This window comes from Paenibacillus sp. Y859, from assembly GCF_056786405.1.
Window position 1 is genome coordinate 1 of sequence record NZ_JBXCIZ010000005.1, and the last position, 15,107, is coordinate 15,107.

The following is a 15,107-nucleotide window of genomic DNA, read 5'->3' on the forward strand; positions in this document are numbered from 1 at the left end:
GCCAGCTCTGCTCAAGTTGTGGCTACAAAAACATAGATGTTAAAAATCTCAGACTACGTGAATGGGACTGCCCAGAGTGCCATACCCATCATCAAAGAGATATTAACGCAGGAATCAATATTAAAAATGAAGCCATCAGGCTTCTAACCGCAGGGACTGTGGGGCTAGCCTAATTCAAAACCGACCGTTAGGTTGGTGTTCGTAGGAATCTCCCACTTCAAACAGACCGTAAGGTCGGTTAAGTGGTGAGTAGTTCAATATTAGGACGGATTGTTAAACTGATTTTAATACACCACGCCAAGTTGAAAAATCATGTTTAGTGTAACTTAAAGAATGGAAAAATACAAAGTTAGTAGTGAACATCTCAGACTTATAAGTATGGACTAAGATACACTAAATAGTAACTGAGATGCCTTACAAAATTACAACTAATGCTGATTATAGAGGAAAGAAAAACAGGCCTCGGTAAGATGGCCTGTTTTCTCAAAATATAAGAAAGTATAAGTTTCACTTGATACTCTTTTCCTTTTGTGAAATGCACTCAAACGATAGTTCGATAGCTTGATAGTTTAGCCGTTCATGACGCTGCCGCCATTGGCTCCAAGAACCTGTCCAGTGTAAATGCTACCATCGTCTGAAGTAAGGAATAGAATGGATCTAGCGATTTCTTGCGGGAATGCTAGTCTATTTAATAATTGGCGTGAATCGTTCCTATCATGGGTATCTTCAAGAGAGGATCGAACGTCGGTGAAAGTACCACCAGGTGCGACAGCATTAACTAATACGTATGGGGCTAGTTCTCTTGCAAGTGATTTAGTAAATGCTGTAATGCCGCCTTTGGCCGCTGCGTAATGTGCCAGTTCAGCACCTCCCTGACCGGCGAGATCGGACGTAACATTAATGATTCGTCCAGACTTCTGCTCCGACATTATGCGAGCTGCTTCACGAGAAGTGTAGAATGTACCATACATATGTATTTTGATCATTCGATCCCATTGCTCGTCTGTCATCTCTTTGACTGTTACCGTTTGAGCAATTCCAGCATTATTAACTAGAATATCCAATCTTCCGAATATGTTGTCGATCGCTGCGAACAAATCCTTTACTTGAACGGGATCGCTAACATCCGCATGAAATATTTCTGCTTGAACTCCATAAGTTTCTGCTTGATGTTTAACATCCAACGCTTCTTTGTCGTCACCGAAATAGTTAATCATGACATGGATACCTGCCTTAGCGAATTCCAAGACAACGGCTTTCCCGATCCCTCTACTTCCACCTGTAACTAAAGCACATTTGACGGTTGATTCAATAGCCATTGTGTAATTTCTCCTTTATGATGAAAATGATGAAGTTAATATACCAAATAATAGAATAAAAAACTATAGTGTTTTGTGTTTTAATGTTGAATGGCATTAGTGAATGCTCGTATCCTGAATGAGTTGAATGACTTGATCAATTGTATTCGTATGATCGTATTGAGCCATAGTTTCAATGATTTGAGCCTGTTTAGAGACAAGTACATGAAGTGAGATCATAAATGATTCATTGGTTAACTCTTCTTCTAATAGAAGCTCAGCATATCCAGCTTTTTTAAAAGATTGAGCATTTAAAATTTGGTCACCACGACTCGCCGCCTTCGATAATGGGATTAAGAGCATCGGTTTGCGAAGTGCTAGAAATTCAAAGATCGAATTAGAACCTGCTCTTGTTATGACAATATCTGCGGAGGCAATGACATCTGGAAGCTCATTATGGATATACTCAAATTGTTGATATCCATCTATACGAATAGAAGCGTCTACTTGGTTCTTTCCACAAATATGCACCACTTGGAACTGATCAAGAAGAAAGGTTAGATTGTTACGAATCGTCTCATTGATCTTTCTCGCTCCTAAGCTACCGCCCATAATGAGAACGACTGGCTTGCTGTTGGTGAACTGAAGGAATTGTAATCCACGGGTAGCATCGCCAGCTCGCAGCTCATCACGAATAATAGCCCCGACATAAGTGGCTTTGTCACTCTTGATATGATCTATCGTCTCAGGGAAAGTTACGCATACCTTCGTAGCTAAAGGAAGTGCGATTCGATTAGCGAGCCCGGGAGTAAGGTCGGATTCATGAATAACAATCGGAACCTTGTTTAATTTAGCGCCGATCACGACAGGGACAGATACAAATCCACCCTTGGAGAACACGACATCAGGCTTGATTTTTCGTATTAATTGAGTTGCTTCAAACACACCTTTGACGATGCGGAAAGGATCTTTGAAATTCTCCACACTCATATAACGTCGAAGTTTGCCTGTTGAAATACTATGATACTCGACATGATCGATGTTCTTGATCAGCTCAGACTCAATACCCTTTATCGAGCCTATATATGAAACATCCCATCCTTGTTCCACAAATCGTGGAATAAGCGCTACATTAACTGTGACATGACCTGCTGATCCGCCACCTGTAAATAAAATACGTTTGGACATATGTTTAACCTCGCAATGTTCTGGTTACTTATGTTGCGTAAACCAGTTAATATAACGCCTATTCTATAAAGGATCTACCTGAACCATCGCTTGTTTTCCACTGAGTTGAATCCCGGTATGCTTGCTGCCCACTTCTGTAAGGTCCTTAAGTAGTAGCTCTAGCAACTCTTTTGCTTTGGGACCTTCTTTACCTTGTATACGTACGACGAGTACGACTGCTTTTCCTGATTTCAAAAGCTTATGAGCCTGATTCTTCTTCGTATCGTAATCATGGTCTTCGATTTGGGGAGTAAGACGAATTTCCTTTACCTTGGTATTGGGATCTAGTTTGCGGTCTTTTTGTTTAGATTGCTGTACTTCCTGTTTAGCAGCTCCGGCTCCCATTAACCGACAGGGTGGGGGGCTACTCAAGAGAGAAGTGCAGATTAGATCGACTTTGAGCTTTTTGGCCATTGCTAGAGCATCGACAGTAGAGACAATGCCTAAGTCCTCGCCATGAATTCCGGTTAACTGAACTTCGGAGGCTTTAATCTTTTCGTTCTTGATCATATATGAACACCTGGACTTTCGCATGGGATAATGATCCAATGTTAGCGTGTGGGAGGAGAAATATCAACTGTTCTACGCTAGAAATAGGTTGTTATACAACGCTATAAGGTGTGCAACAAAAAAAGAGATAAAAATTACTTTTACTCAGCCTTGCGTTTAATCAATCCACATGTTACAATGATCTCAGTTAGGAAATATTGATCGCTTTCACGTATTGAAAAGCGGCTTCAAGTTATATTGGAACTCTTTTCAATGTGTGAAACTTTTTTATATGTAAGTGTAAAAAAAGATCAGCATTAAATTAAACTTTTTGGAGGAATTACAAATGCAAACAGGTACAGTAAAATGGTTTAACGCAGACAAAGGTTTCGGTTTCATCGAAGTTGAAGGCGGAAGCGACGTTTTCGTTCACTTCTCAGCTATCACTGGCGACGGGTTCAAGACTTTGGACGAAGGACAACGTGTTCAGTTCAACGTAGTTGAAGGAAACCGCGGACCACAAGCAGAAAACGTAGTTAAGCTTTAATACAAACAAGACTGCCCTTAACGTCTGTTAAGGGCAGTTTTTTTAATACTATCAGACATATGACGTTAAGGTATGATCTATCTTGCGGATGCCACTTTTTTTTGGGTTCGGTATCCGTCTTTACTTGTTTGGTTTTTTAAAGTCTAATGAGGAGGTTGAGTATGAACTATCGCAAAAAATCGTTAGAGGAAATTCCAGAGGAAAATACTTCAATTTGGGCCTGTACAGATGAGAATTGTAAGGGATGGATGCGTGATAATTTCGCATTCGAACATGAACCGACTTGTCGGTTGTGCAACTCCCCTATGGTTCGAGATGACAAGATGCTTCCTATACTTAACAATTCCAATGGTGACTTGAAGGCAATCAAGAAGGGCGTTCAAATCGAATAAGGTAATACGAACGAGAAACAGACCGTAATCCATATGGATTACGGTCTGTTTTGTGCTTATGATATAAAGAGATATCTTCTGAAGTTATTGCTTTTTATTCCTAAGGGATCTAAGTAAGGCGATGATTGAAAGAACTAAGGCGGCAATAGATATAACTAGTGTCATGATATCCATGGTCGAGGTGGAACTCGTTGAACTGGAAGTGTCCGATGTGTTAGTAGTAGGTTCTTGATCTGCTTCCGATGGAGTGGTAGGTGCTGCTGTACTGTGATCATGTTCATTTGCTGCGCTGTTATTAGTTTCCTCGGATGATGTAGCAGATGTAATTAAGGTGATGGCATGAGGTAAATCGGAGCCTTCCTCGCCCGTCCATTCTACAATACTTCCATCTGAATAGTATTGATAAGCGTCCCATGCTATCGATGCATCCTCTTTCGGATTCACGGCTACGAAGTCAAATGTTTGAAATTCTCCGGCTGAGATCCCTTCCCCTGTAGCGGTCCAAGTAATGGAACTAACTTTGCCTGAAGCGTCTTTCTCGGTACTAGTCTGCCAATCGGGTGTGGGCTGATATTGTTTGAACTCTACTTCAGCTGGAATCTTCAGCGATACTTTCGTAGTTGCAATATCCTTTTCAACGGGTACTTTAATGGTATAAGTTTCCCAAGCACCAGGGGTGGATGTCGTTGGTTTCACGGTGACATGAGCACTTGCGATACCAGCGAATAGCATTGAGCTTGCAACAACTGAGATGAATAAGATAGATAATTTAGACTTTTTAAACAAGATAAATTCCTTCTTTCGTGATTAGATTGTGGTTGAACTATTTAGTACCTACTCTGATGGTGAAGTCTGTATCCCAAGCGTCCAGCGATGCTGATAGGATATGGACTTGAATATTCCATCGCCCAGCCATGCTGATTAGATCTTTTGCCATAAATGTAGAATTGGGTTCGTGGGGAACGATGATCTCATACTTACCCATGTCCATATCTAGTGAGGTGAGCGTAAGTTTCACTTGTTGAATATTGTGGATACCTTGACCTTTAGCATCCCGAACATATATTTCAAACTGATTATTGCCGACAATATTAGGGCTAATGCGGAGTGAAATCACTTCTCCGTTGTCTAAAGTATTCGATACATGAACAGGACCTGGTGTAGATGTAGCTGTAGGTAAATTGGTTAAAATAGCTGCAAGTACAAGTGTGATGACACCCATGCTTAATTCGATCCATACACTACGTCCAATGGGCTTGTTCCTTCTTCCACGAAGGAAATTGATTGCTGCAAGTACTAGCATAATGAGTACAAGACCACATTTGAGCAACAGTACTTGACCATATAACGTATTAAATAACGAATATAGTGTAGGTACATACTTTAGGCTGGCATAGATTCCACTCAGTATGACGATGGCGACAAGTCCGAATCCCCAACAGGAGAACGTGCGAATAACACGGAAAATGGTCCCTTTGCGTTCCTCGGTAGAAGTGGGAAGTGAAGCCTCACCCGGAAGAACAATAGCTAGCGCAAGTAATGAACCGATCCATACGCATATGGCGGCTAAGTGAAGGAAGTTCATTGTTATGGACAGAGCCTTCAACTCAGAAGCAGCTGGATGACCTATGAATGATTTGGATAAGAGAATACCCAGTGCGAGAGACAGAGCTAAGGAATAACCAATGATTCTCAAGCGACTTCCCCCTGATGTCCGATGGGCAGCATAGATTACCCCTCCTAGAACAACTGCTAATCCCAATTGGATCAACCATATGAGACCGAAGTTCGTCTGGAACATTTGAGTGAACCATGGAGTTATCCATAATTCAGTCCACTGAATACGTGCATCAATCGTCGCTTGTAGTGGCAGACTTAGCAGAATGCTCACAAGTATACCGCCATAGGTTATCCATAATAACGTACGGCTACGCTGGGGCAATGGGAGTGCTCCTTTGGGATTCGCAGGATACATAAAGCGATAGAAGCAGAGAATGCCCATGAAGAAGGACATGCTTAAGTAAAGTAGCCACCGAATTGTAATCAAGTCTAATCCAGGAAAGGTGCTTGTGGATTTCGCAGAAGGGATATTAATAGAACTATTATCGCCTCCAACTTGAAAAGGAATACTACCTTCAATGCGATGACCATCCCCTGAAATCACATTCCACGTAATGAGATACACATCATCTGGCAGATTAGGTCTGACATTACCTTCAAGAATATTCATTTGGCTATCTGGAATGTAGCTATCCTCAAGATCAACCCGTTCTCCAGCTGAATTCATGACTTGAATGTCGTGAAATGCAGGTTGGATAGATTCATTGAACTGAAGCGTAATCTTTGAGGGTGACTGACGGACGACTTCGTTCGCAGCGGGTGTTGATTTCTGAAGATACGCATGCGCATAGGTGAAGGTTGGATATAGCAACAAGCATAGAAAGGATAGGACTATTCCAAGTCCAAGTACTTTGTGGAGAATTCTCAATGTGCGTTCACCTTTGACTGTATAGTATTTTACTCATCCTATCATGGGGGTGTTTAAATTGTAATGACTCCAATGGGCTATATGTAATTTGGAAAAGTCATTGTAGCTCTTATGGATGAATGATATCATTAGCGGCGGATATAAAAATAATAATTAGAATAACTATGTCCAATTGAACTTAGGAGTAGAGAAATTTGGCATCTTTAAAAAGCAATGACACCTATTCTCTGTATAATTTAGCATGGCCAATTATGTTGGAAATGTCTCTGCAATTTATGATTGGGACAGTTGATACAATTATGGTGAGCAAAATATCAGATGAAGCTGTTGCGGCAGTAGGGATTTGCAATCAGTTTTTTGCAGCTTTGTTCGTATTGTTCGCGATGATTAGTAGTGGATCAGGTATATTAGTTGCTCAGAAGCTTGGATCGGGCAATGAGTTAGAAGCTCGCAAGGCGGCGTCTTTGGCTTTTTCATTTAATGTCATGATTGGAATTGTAGTCAGTCTAGTTATACATTTCAATACAGATGCAATACTCGCTCTACTGCAGGTACCTATGGAAATTAGACCTTTGGCACAGCAATATCTTTATATCGTAGGAAGTGGTGCACTTATGATGGCACTCCTTCAAACTTGTAGTACGATTATTCGGAATACAGGTAATACAAAAGCAACGATGATGATTGCTGTAGGGATGAATTTAATACATATATTATTTAATTATGTATTTATATTTGGTGCATTTGGATTTCCTGAATTGGGTATGGTGGGAGTGGGTATCTCAACCGTTCTAAGTAGGTCTATTGCTGTGATTATGCTGTTTATAATTTTATTGAATAGCTTTAGTTCGCGCCTTACGTTCGGTGAGTTTGTGAAATGGAATAAGAAGATTGTGAAAGAGATAGCGAAGATAGGTATACCTCTTTCCTTAAGTGGGGGCTCTTATTCGATTACTCAGCTAGTCATTGCCTCATTAATAGGGACGATGGGTGCTATGGAATTAGCAACACGCTCATATCTGACAACTGTGGAGTCATTTGCCTTTCTATTTGGGATGGCTATAGCGATGGCTGTTCAGATTCGTACTGCGCATCTGTATGGTTCAGGGAAACGTGAAGAAGCCTACTCAGATGCGTGGAAGGCTGTCAAATGGGGAATCTTGCTTGTGGTAGTGAATACGTTAATTCTCGTCATATGTGGTAAATATATATTGGGCTGGTTCACGTCGGACGAGTCGATTATAGCAACCGGTGTATTTCTATTGATCGTTAATATTGTTCTTCAACCGGGTAAGATGATTAATATGACGATGGGTAATGCTCTGAATGCAGTGGGACAAACCCGTTATGTTATGACAATAAGCGTCATCTCAATGTGGATTGTATCTGTTGGATTAGCTTATTTATTAGGAATTGTGTTAGAGATGGGACTATTTGGTGTATATATCGCAATGATTGCAGATGAATATCTACGTGGAATTCTGGTCGCTTTAAGGTGGAGGAAGAGGAAGGGACATATGAGGGATATTTCTGTTCAGTCTCCTGAGGGAATAGCGTTTTAAGGGCTGAGTAGCTACGCTTAGGTAGGAACATGGCGCATAGGGGAGGATATGTATGGCTCAGTCGGGTCAGCTCCTCTGCTCAAGCCTTAGCCTGATTTTCAAGGGGATAATCATTTTCAGTAAGTTTTCAATAATGTTCATAGTTCTTTATACTTAATGAAGGACTTCATCTGCAAGTTCAAAGACAAGTCAGGAGTGATTTAGTTAATGAACCATGCTATGTTGGAACGTCGTAGTGAGATACTGAAGAGGAATATCCACCAAATGATCATCCAAGATAACCAATCTGGAATTAGTGATCAGCAAAGTATGATTATGCAACATATGATTAAGGAGCTTCATCAAACGGTCTATGAGATGAATGCAGCTGATAAAGACTGAAATGATATCACTTCTAGGATAGACTGTAGTATATGTGAAATGGAGTGAAGTGAATAACCCGTTGCACGGATATTTCCGTACAGCGGGTTATTTATGTTGTCAAAGAGGAATATTAGTTGGGAAAATGAGCAACTTTACATACCCTTGGGGGGTATGGTAAGGTAGTGTAAGGAATAATATATGTTCTATATATGAATAGGGGGAGAACACCCATGGCGGATCATAAATTAGACGGTTCAGTTGAAGAGTTAAGCTCATCTGATTCTGGTACGGTTGCTAACCAGTGTCATACAGACACTCATTCAAGGAAGAGTCATCACTCGGAACAGACGAAGAAGCAACTAGTGACTCGCTTGAATCGCATTGAAGGTCAGATTCGTGGAGTTAAAGGAATGATCGAGAAAGATACGTATTGTGATGATGTTCTGAACCAGATTGCAGCGATTCAATCGGCTATGAATGGCGTGGGCAAGCTATTATTGGAAGGACATATGAAGAGTTGTGTTGTGGAACGTATTGAAGCGGGAGAGCATGATGTCATTGATGAACTATTGATTACAGTCAATAAATTAATGAGATAAGCAAAAGATGCAGCAATCTGGCAAGGTCATCGCCTTGGTTGGAGATAGTATTAATGATAACAATACAAGGAGCGGTGCTTATGAATGCCACGATATCTCAGTTGTTAAATCATCGGTCGATCCGACGATTTACAGATCAGCCAGTTACTGAGGAGCAATTGAAACTCATCGTTTCTAGCGCACAAATGGCCTCTACTTCAAGTAATGTGCAAGCTTATAGTGTTATTGCAATAACAGAGCCGGAATTGAAGAGAAGGCTCGCTACACTTGCAGGAAATCAATCCTATGTGGAGCAATGTCCTGTATTCCTAGTTTGGTGTGCAGATTTATATCGCCTGCAGCAATTGACGGCACCGCAATTAGTTGATCAACCATCCTATGAAGATTCTATGGAGAACCTCATTGTAGCCACAACAGATGTGGCCCTAGCGGCTCAGAATGCAGCGGTGGCTGCAGAGTCGATGGGGCTTGGAATTGTATATATTGGTGGTGTACGCAATCATATTGCAGAGGTCTCTGATCTACTTGGCCTACCAGAATTGGTATATCCTGTATTCGGCATGTGTGTTGGATATCCGGATCAAGATACCGGCATACGACCTCGCTTACCTATGGATGCCGTGCTCCACAGAAATAGATATTCCAAAGAACAGATCGTAGAGCAGGTGAAGGCCTATGATGAAACCACGAAGCAATATATGTTAGAAAGAACAACTGGGAAGAACGATACTCCGTGGTCACAAATGATGGCTAATCGCTTGGCGCAGCCAAGTCGATTGCATATGAAGGAATTTCTGTTGAGTAAAGGGTTTATGAAAAAGTAAGCTATGACACACACAGACGCTTTGCCGTCCTTGCAAGAGGGATGGCAAAGCGTCTTTATTATTAGCTAGAAACTCTTTAGATCCCATAAAATCTCTTAGTATTGGAGTAGATCACGCTACGGGCTGATTCTACGCTAATATGATGGATTTGACTCCAAGCTTCAATGACATCAGACACCATCCGTGGATGGGTCATTTGTCCAGAGAAGGGTCCTTCAAAGGGCCAGGGTCCATCGGTTTCCGCCATGACCTGCTCTTTCGGATAGAGGCGGGCTAATTCTTGAATTTCAGCTTCATAAAGAATATCTGGCGTGAAGGATATATAATAACCGTTATTCGCCATACGCTCTATAGTATCCGCGGAACCTTTGAACCAGTGAAAATGCGCTTGGGTTACGCCATACTTTTCAAGTAAGTTACATGCTATATTTGCATCGTCATATACGGCATGTAGTATAATGGGCTTATCGTATATGGCGGCGAAAGAAATAAATTGTTCCAGCAGGGCGATGTAAGGTGTTTGGTCAAAAGGTTGTCCAGTTTCCTGCGCTTCTAGCTGTGAATAATAGGGAAGACCAACTTCCCCTACAGCGATCATGTCATGATGATGATCCTTCATCCATGACAACAGTTCGGCAACCTCTTCTGATGTCGGCAGAGGTTGCTCAGGATGGAATCCAAAGGCAGGATGAACGAGAGTAGGATGTAATTTAGCAATCTCCAGATTGCGGATGCTGGATTGGAGATTCATGGATACAGCGATAACCCCAGTCACACCATCATTGGACAACTCTGCAAGGTGCAATGCTTGCTCCTCACTATAGGAATCAAGGTGAATATGGGCATCAATGATTGGAATGTAAGTTGGAATGTTCATGATAAATGACCTCCTAAGAGAAATATTGAAATGGAGTCGGTCTGTATTTATGACAAATATGATAGATCAAGCGATTGATTGGCTTTTAAACTTTACAGGATTAGAGGGGATTGCCATTATCCTTCTAACGCTCATACTAGCGATTATTCAGAACTTTCTAGGTATCTTTCCATTTGCTACATTGATTGTGCTTCACATATCGATACTAGGAGTTAAGGCGGGATTGATGGCTAGCTGGCTAGTAGGCTCAGTGGCCGCGATCGTTGTGTTTATTATCTGCAAATATTTCTTTCATGATTGGTTTAACCAAAGATGGGGCAAGCGGCTAAAGAGATACGAGAAATGGCAGTATGGCTTTGATAAATATGGAGCATGGGCGATTATATTTCTTCGTACTTTACCCGTCATGCCCAACAACATCATCGCTTTTATGTCTGCTTTATCACCCATCAAGGTGTCTACGTATACCTGGTCCTCTATTGTAGGAGTACTCTCGCATATATGGTTATTCGGTATCATTAGTTCCTCGCTCGTTTTCCCCGACATGGACTTGCGAAAGTTGATCATATCATATGTCATTTTTTGTAGTGCCCTTATTATGGCTTTTGTAGTTACTCATTATAGAAGCTTAAGCAAAATACGTGGACAGAGATAGGGATGCGAATAGTTCGTAAATCCTATCTTTTTTGCTCTTCTTTCATCAACTGCGACAATTCCCGTTTCAGCTTTAGAAAGGTAGGATCATCAGTAAGCTCTTCTCGTCGTGGTCGAGGGAGCGGTACATCTACAACTTGCAATACAGATCCAGGTCGATTGGAGAATACATAAATGCGGTCGGATAGTAGCAAGGCCTCCTCGATATTGTGAGTGATGAATAAGACAGAGCGCTGATTCTCTTCCCAAATATTAAGGAGCCAACGTTGCATATCACTTCGGGTCAAGGCATCCAAGGCACTGAAGGGTTCATCTAGGCATATTAGTTCTTCTGGGCTGAGAAGTGCTCGCAGGAATGCAACTCGTTGTTGCATGCCACCAGATAGTGTATGGGGATATGCCTGTTCGAATCCGGACAGCCCCACCTTAGCAATCCACTCCCGAGCTTCCTTACGAGCGTCTTTCTTGGAAGTGCCCTTTATTTCTTGTGCAAGAATGACATTATCTTCAATGGTCCGCCAAGGAAATAGAGCAGGTTGTTGCGGCATGAAGCTAATGTGGCCTCGTTCTCCTGTGACCTCGCGTCCTTTCATCCATACTTCGCCAGAATCGGGTTGTACTAATCCTCCAATAGTATGGAACAGCGTACTTTTTCCACATCCTGAAGGTCCGACGATAGAGACAAATTCTCCATGTTCCACGGTAAGGGAAACACCATTTAGCACAGATAGTTCTTGACCTTGTTTGCTGAAGCTTTTGTGTATATTAGTAACTTGCAATGCTTGTGATGCTGAATGGACATTAATGAGAAACACATCCTTCATAAGTTAGTAATGTTAGGCTTATTTGTGTTCTTGACGTGGCTTCCAGCGGACTAGCCACTTCTCTAGCAGACCTATAATGGCGAACATCAGGAGGCTAAGAACAATAATAATGGAGATTGCAATAAACATGCGGTCCGTACGATAACTAGCTTTCTGTAGCATCATATAATAACCGATTCCTTTATCGGATCCGATCCATTCTGCAATGACTGCACCCATCACACTATACGTCGCTGCGATCTTAATTCCTGAGAAGAGAGCAGGGAGTGAATGGGGAAGCTCTAATTTTAAGAAGATTTGTCTCTTGCTTGCTCCAATCATACGCATATAGCTAAGCATGGTTGGATCCGTTTGTCTCAGTCCACCCATCATCGCGATAGCTATCGGGAAGAAGCAGACGAGCGTAATGACGATGATCTTGGGAAGCAGACCGAATCCAAACCAGATCATCAGTAGTGGAGCAAGAGCGATGGTCGGTACATTCTGACTGAGAATCAGTAGAGGATATAAGGCCGACTTTAGAAAAGGAATCATATGCAATACAATGGCGACAAACAGACCTACCGATGATCCAATGAGGAATCCAACACCAGTTAACCTTGTTGTTGCTATAGTATGTTCCCACAATCCAGCTGATTGAGAGAAAGTCTCACGAACAATATCAGTTGGAGAGGGAAGAATCCATTTCTCAATTTCAAAGAAAGTTGTACATAGCTGCCATATCAGCAATAACAAGAAGACCGCCATGAAGGGCGGCCAGATTTTGTTCCACCACAATCTCATGAACGATATTTCTCCGTTAACTTATCCATGCTGATCCCGTTTGGATTGTGTGCGATCTTAATCTGAGAAATGACACTTGGACTCCCTGCCGCAACAAGGGCCTCGTGCATATTCTTCACAATGTCTAACAACTCGCTAAGCTCACCTTCCATTGTCGTCTCTAGAGGGTGAACTTCATGTTTCACTCCGGATTGTTGGATGACCTCAATTGCACGATCTACATAAGGAATGGAATCTTCATTTCCAGGTGTCTTGGGAATAACTTGAATGCTCAATAATGTGTTTGCCATAATATAAGTTCAATCCTTTCGAATACGGTTCACGGTAATCTTCGTGCTGAAAAGCTGACTTTTTGAACTCGCACTTATAGGTTACTCAGGTAAAAACTCATTCGTATATGCCTGTTTAATTTCAATCTGTTTATCCAGAAGATTATGACTTAGCATCCAATCGGTATAGCCCTGCCATACTTCGACTTTTTGTTCACCCCAACGAGGGGCATCGTCTGTGTAACGTGGACTAAGCCACTTCTGACTTGCGAGAACAAGATCCTTATCTAACTCAGGAACTGCGTTACTAAGTATATTAGCAGCCTCTTCTGGTTTATCAATGGTTAGCTGATAGCCTTTCGTTGTTGCTCTGAGGAAAGCTTTGACTAATTCAGGATCATCCTTGATCTGCTTCTCATTCGTTACAATGACAGGCGTGTAATAGTCTAGTTCCGCAGCATAATCTTTAACATATAACATGTCGATTGGATCATTGCGGAGCTCTGCTTCAATACCTGTCCATGCATAGAAGATCCATGCGAAATCGATATCACGCTTAACCGCCGTGAAGAAATCGGCATCACCCATATTGATCATCTTAACCTTCTTAACATCCGCCTTTTCGTTCTCCATGATGGAGCCCATGATAGCCTCTTCTACAGGCGAACCCCAACCTCCATAACTTTTACCTTCAAAGTCCATGGGTGATTTAATGTTTCGATCTACGGGTGCGGCGAAACCGGACGTATTATGTTGAATGACTGCGGCAATAGAGACGAGCGGGACGTCCTGTGTTCTAGCTAGTGTCACACTTTCTTGATAGCTTATTCCAAAAGGTACGGCCCCTGAAGCGACCATCGTATCGGCTCCGCCTGCACCTGGTTGGACTATCTCAACATTAAGACCTTCTTCTTCATAATATCCTTGATCTTTCGCTACATATAGACCTGTATGATTAGTATTAGGAGTCCAGTCTAAGACAATTTTGACGTCTTGTAGTTTCTTACTAGTCTGTGCATTTTGTTCATTCTTATTTCCTCCACAACCCGCTATTACGAGTATTAGTAAGAATGTAAATAGTAACGACATTGCTCTTTTCTTGCTCATTCTGCTCTCTCCTCTATTGGACTGGTTGTTCCATGTCCTATTCGTATACAAAAAAGCGCCCCGTAATCGGGACGCATGTAGGCGCAAGATAGATATGGATATAATCATATCAGATACGTTCCTACGCTGGCATTATCCAGATCAGGTATAAGGGTCAGTGTCTAGTGGGACACAATCTCAGCCGGCCAATTCCAGCACCCCTGTACTTATGAAGTTAAGGCATTCTACGTCATTATAATCGACTATGCTGGGGGTGTCCAGCTAGGAATTGTTCAAATCTTGATTCGTATTTTAATAGGTGGGTACAATAAATCATATGGTTTAAGTACATTCAACAAGAGGAAGGGGAATACCATTCATGATGGACAACAAGATAATAGAGCAGGATATAACGAAGATCTTAGACAACAATAGGATTTGTTCTCTGGCAACTATTGAAGGCAATAAGCCAAAGCAGAGATATATGATGTTGTATAATGAAGGATTGAGCATTCATTTGGTAAGCGATCGGAGAACGCATAAGGTAGAGGAGTTGAAGGATAATCCAAACGTATCTTTGCTGATAGGATATGAAATCGGAGGGACTAAAGAGGTAGTTGAGATGGAAGGAACCTGTTCAATTAGCACAGATGATAGTTTGAAGCGAAAATGTTGGAATGATGATTTAAAGGAATGGTTTGACGGACCAAGTGACCCTAATTATGTCATTCTTGATATCCAACTCGCAGATATTCTGTATACGGATAAGGATGGAAAGCAAAGAAAGTGGATTGCCTGAAGTAGTAAAAGACCCCCACATCCGGG

Annotated in this window: 19 protein-coding genes and 1 riboswitch; of the genes, 9 read left to right on the forward strand and 10 right to left on the reverse strand. The window is 41.7% G+C overall.

What is annotated here, in order from left to right; genetic code table 11:
• Positions 1-173: zinc ribbon domain-containing protein (locus AC1TO8_RS12565; RefSeq protein ID WP_482056250.1), on the forward strand; the 173-nt coding region annotated here is incomplete at its 5' end.
• Between the two features lie 396 nt (positions 174-569).
• Here the strand turns inward: AC1TO8_RS12565 and AC1TO8_RS12570 are convergent.
• From AC1TO8_RS12570 to infC, 3 genes are all read right to left on the reverse strand, one after another.
• The gene (locus tag AC1TO8_RS12570; protein WP_482055969.1) at positions 570-1,319 is read right to left on the reverse strand and encodes an SDR family NAD(P)-dependent oxidoreductase; all 750 of its coding nucleotides are present in this window, start codon (positions 1,317-1,319) and stop codon (positions 570-572) included.
• A gap of 96 nt (positions 1,320-1,415) precedes the next feature.
• Positions 1,416-2,486, reverse strand: coding sequence for an undecaprenyldiphospho-muramoylpentapeptide beta-N-acetylglucosaminyltransferase (locus AC1TO8_RS12575; protein ID WP_482055970.1), 1,071 nt, complete (start codon positions 2,484-2,486; stop codon positions 1,416-1,418).
• A 63-nt stretch (positions 2,487-2,549) separates the two neighbouring features.
• The gene (gene infC / locus AC1TO8_RS12580) at positions 2,550-3,035 is read right to left on the reverse strand and encodes a translation initiation factor IF-3 (protein WP_482055971.1); all 486 of its coding nucleotides are present in this window, start codon (positions 3,033-3,035) and stop codon (positions 2,550-2,552) included.
• A gap of 325 nt (positions 3,036-3,360) precedes the next feature.
• On the opposite strand from infC, the gene AC1TO8_RS12585 reads away from it, so the two are divergent.
• Together AC1TO8_RS12585 and AC1TO8_RS12590 are read left to right on the forward strand one after the other, a co-directional pair.
• On the forward strand, positions 3,361-3,561 hold the full coding sequence (locus tag AC1TO8_RS12585; RefSeq protein ID WP_036651712.1) for a cold-shock protein: 201 nt from the start codon (positions 3,361-3,363) through the stop codon (positions 3,559-3,561).
• Between the two features lie 161 nt (positions 3,562-3,722).
• A complete protein-coding gene (locus AC1TO8_RS12590) occupies positions 3,723-3,953 on the forward strand; it encodes a cold-shock protein (protein ID WP_482055972.1) in 231 nt (76 codons plus the stop codon).
• 84 nt (positions 3,954-4,037) lie between these two features.
• Here the strand turns inward: AC1TO8_RS12590 and AC1TO8_RS12595 are convergent, their stop codons facing one another.
• Together AC1TO8_RS12595 and AC1TO8_RS12600 are read right to left on the reverse strand one after the other, a co-directional pair.
• Positions 4,038-4,739 carry a YcnI family copper-binding membrane protein gene (locus tag AC1TO8_RS12595; RefSeq protein WP_482055973.1) on the reverse strand — a complete coding sequence of 234 codons (702 nt, stop codon included), beginning with the start codon at positions 4,737-4,739 and terminating at the stop codon, positions 4,038-4,040.
• Positions 4,740-4,776: 37 nt separating this feature from the next.
• Positions 4,777-6,441 (reverse strand): copper resistance protein CopC, encoded by a 1,665-nt coding sequence (locus AC1TO8_RS12600; RefSeq protein ID WP_482055974.1) that lies wholly within the window; start codon positions 6,439-6,441, stop codon positions 4,777-4,779.
• A gap of 194 nt (positions 6,442-6,635) precedes the next feature.
• Here AC1TO8_RS12600 and AC1TO8_RS12605 point away from each other — a divergent pair, with 194 nt between their 5' ends.
• The 4 genes from AC1TO8_RS12605 to nfsA all read left to right on the forward strand — a co-directional run bounded on the left by AC1TO8_RS12605 (position 6,636) and on the right by nfsA (position 9,789).
• On the forward strand, positions 6,636-8,003 hold the full coding sequence (locus AC1TO8_RS12605; protein WP_482055975.1) for an MATE family efflux transporter: 1,368 nt from the start codon (positions 6,636-6,638) through the stop codon (positions 8,001-8,003).
• Positions 8,004-8,210: 207 nt separating this feature from the next.
• A complete protein-coding gene (locus AC1TO8_RS12610) occupies positions 8,211-8,384 on the forward strand; it encodes a hypothetical protein (protein WP_482055976.1) in 174 nt (57 codons plus the stop codon).
• 212 nt (positions 8,385-8,596) lie between these two features.
• On the forward strand, positions 8,597-8,965 hold the full coding sequence (locus AC1TO8_RS12615) for a metal-sensitive transcriptional regulator (RefSeq protein ID WP_482055977.1): 369 nt from the start codon (positions 8,597-8,599) through the stop codon (positions 8,963-8,965).
• Positions 8,966-9,045: 80 nt separating this feature from the next.
• Complete coding sequence (gene nfsA / locus AC1TO8_RS12620) at positions 9,046-9,789, forward strand: oxygen-insensitive NADPH nitroreductase (RefSeq protein ID WP_482056251.1); 744 nt, start codon at positions 9,046-9,048, stop codon at positions 9,787-9,789.
• Between the two features lie 76 nt (positions 9,790-9,865).
• Here the strand turns inward: nfsA and AC1TO8_RS12625 are convergent, their stop codons facing one another.
• Positions 9,866-10,666 (reverse strand): TatD family hydrolase, encoded by an 801-nt coding sequence (locus AC1TO8_RS12625; RefSeq protein ID WP_482055978.1) that lies wholly within the window; start codon positions 10,664-10,666, stop codon positions 9,866-9,868.
• A 49-nt stretch (positions 10,667-10,715) separates the two neighbouring features.
• Between AC1TO8_RS12625 and AC1TO8_RS12630 the strand changes: the two genes are divergently transcribed.
• A complete protein-coding gene (locus AC1TO8_RS12630; RefSeq protein WP_482055979.1) occupies positions 10,716-11,321 on the forward strand; it encodes a TVP38/TMEM64 family protein in 606 nt (201 codons plus the stop codon).
• A 22-nt stretch (positions 11,322-11,343) separates the two neighbouring features.
• On the opposite strand, the gene AC1TO8_RS12635 is transcribed toward AC1TO8_RS12630, so the two are convergent.
• The 4 genes from AC1TO8_RS12635 to AC1TO8_RS12650 form a co-directional block, all read right to left on the reverse strand.
• Positions 11,344-12,144, reverse strand: a complete 801-nt coding sequence (locus AC1TO8_RS12635) for an ABC transporter ATP-binding protein (RefSeq protein WP_482055980.1) — start codon at positions 12,142-12,144, stop codon at positions 11,344-11,346.
• A gap of 18 nt (positions 12,145-12,162) precedes the next feature.
• Complete coding sequence (locus AC1TO8_RS12640) at positions 12,163-12,927, reverse strand: ABC transporter permease (RefSeq protein WP_482055981.1); 765 nt, start codon at positions 12,925-12,927, stop codon at positions 12,163-12,165.
• Positions 12,924-13,217: a thiamine-binding protein gene (locus AC1TO8_RS12645; RefSeq protein ID WP_482055982.1), complete on the reverse strand. Its 294-nt coding sequence runs from the start codon at positions 13,215-13,217 to the stop codon at positions 12,924-12,926. The genes AC1TO8_RS12640 and AC1TO8_RS12645 overlap by 4 nt, the downstream gene beginning before the upstream one ends.
• Before the next feature lie 81 nt (positions 13,218-13,298).
• Positions 13,299-14,303 (reverse strand): ABC transporter substrate-binding protein, encoded by a 1,005-nt coding sequence (locus tag AC1TO8_RS12650; protein ID WP_482055983.1) that lies wholly within the window; start codon positions 14,301-14,303, stop codon positions 13,299-13,301.
• A 100-nt stretch (positions 14,304-14,403) separates the two neighbouring features.
• Positions 14,404-14,515, reverse strand: a riboswitch (TPP riboswitch).
• Between the two features lie 146 nt (positions 14,516-14,661).
• Here AC1TO8_RS12650 and AC1TO8_RS12655 point away from each other — a divergent pair.
• Complete coding sequence (locus AC1TO8_RS12655) at positions 14,662-15,081, forward strand: pyridoxamine 5'-phosphate oxidase family protein (protein ID WP_482055984.1); 420 nt, start codon at positions 14,662-14,664, stop codon at positions 15,079-15,081.
• Positions 15,082-15,107 lie beyond the last annotated feature (26 nt).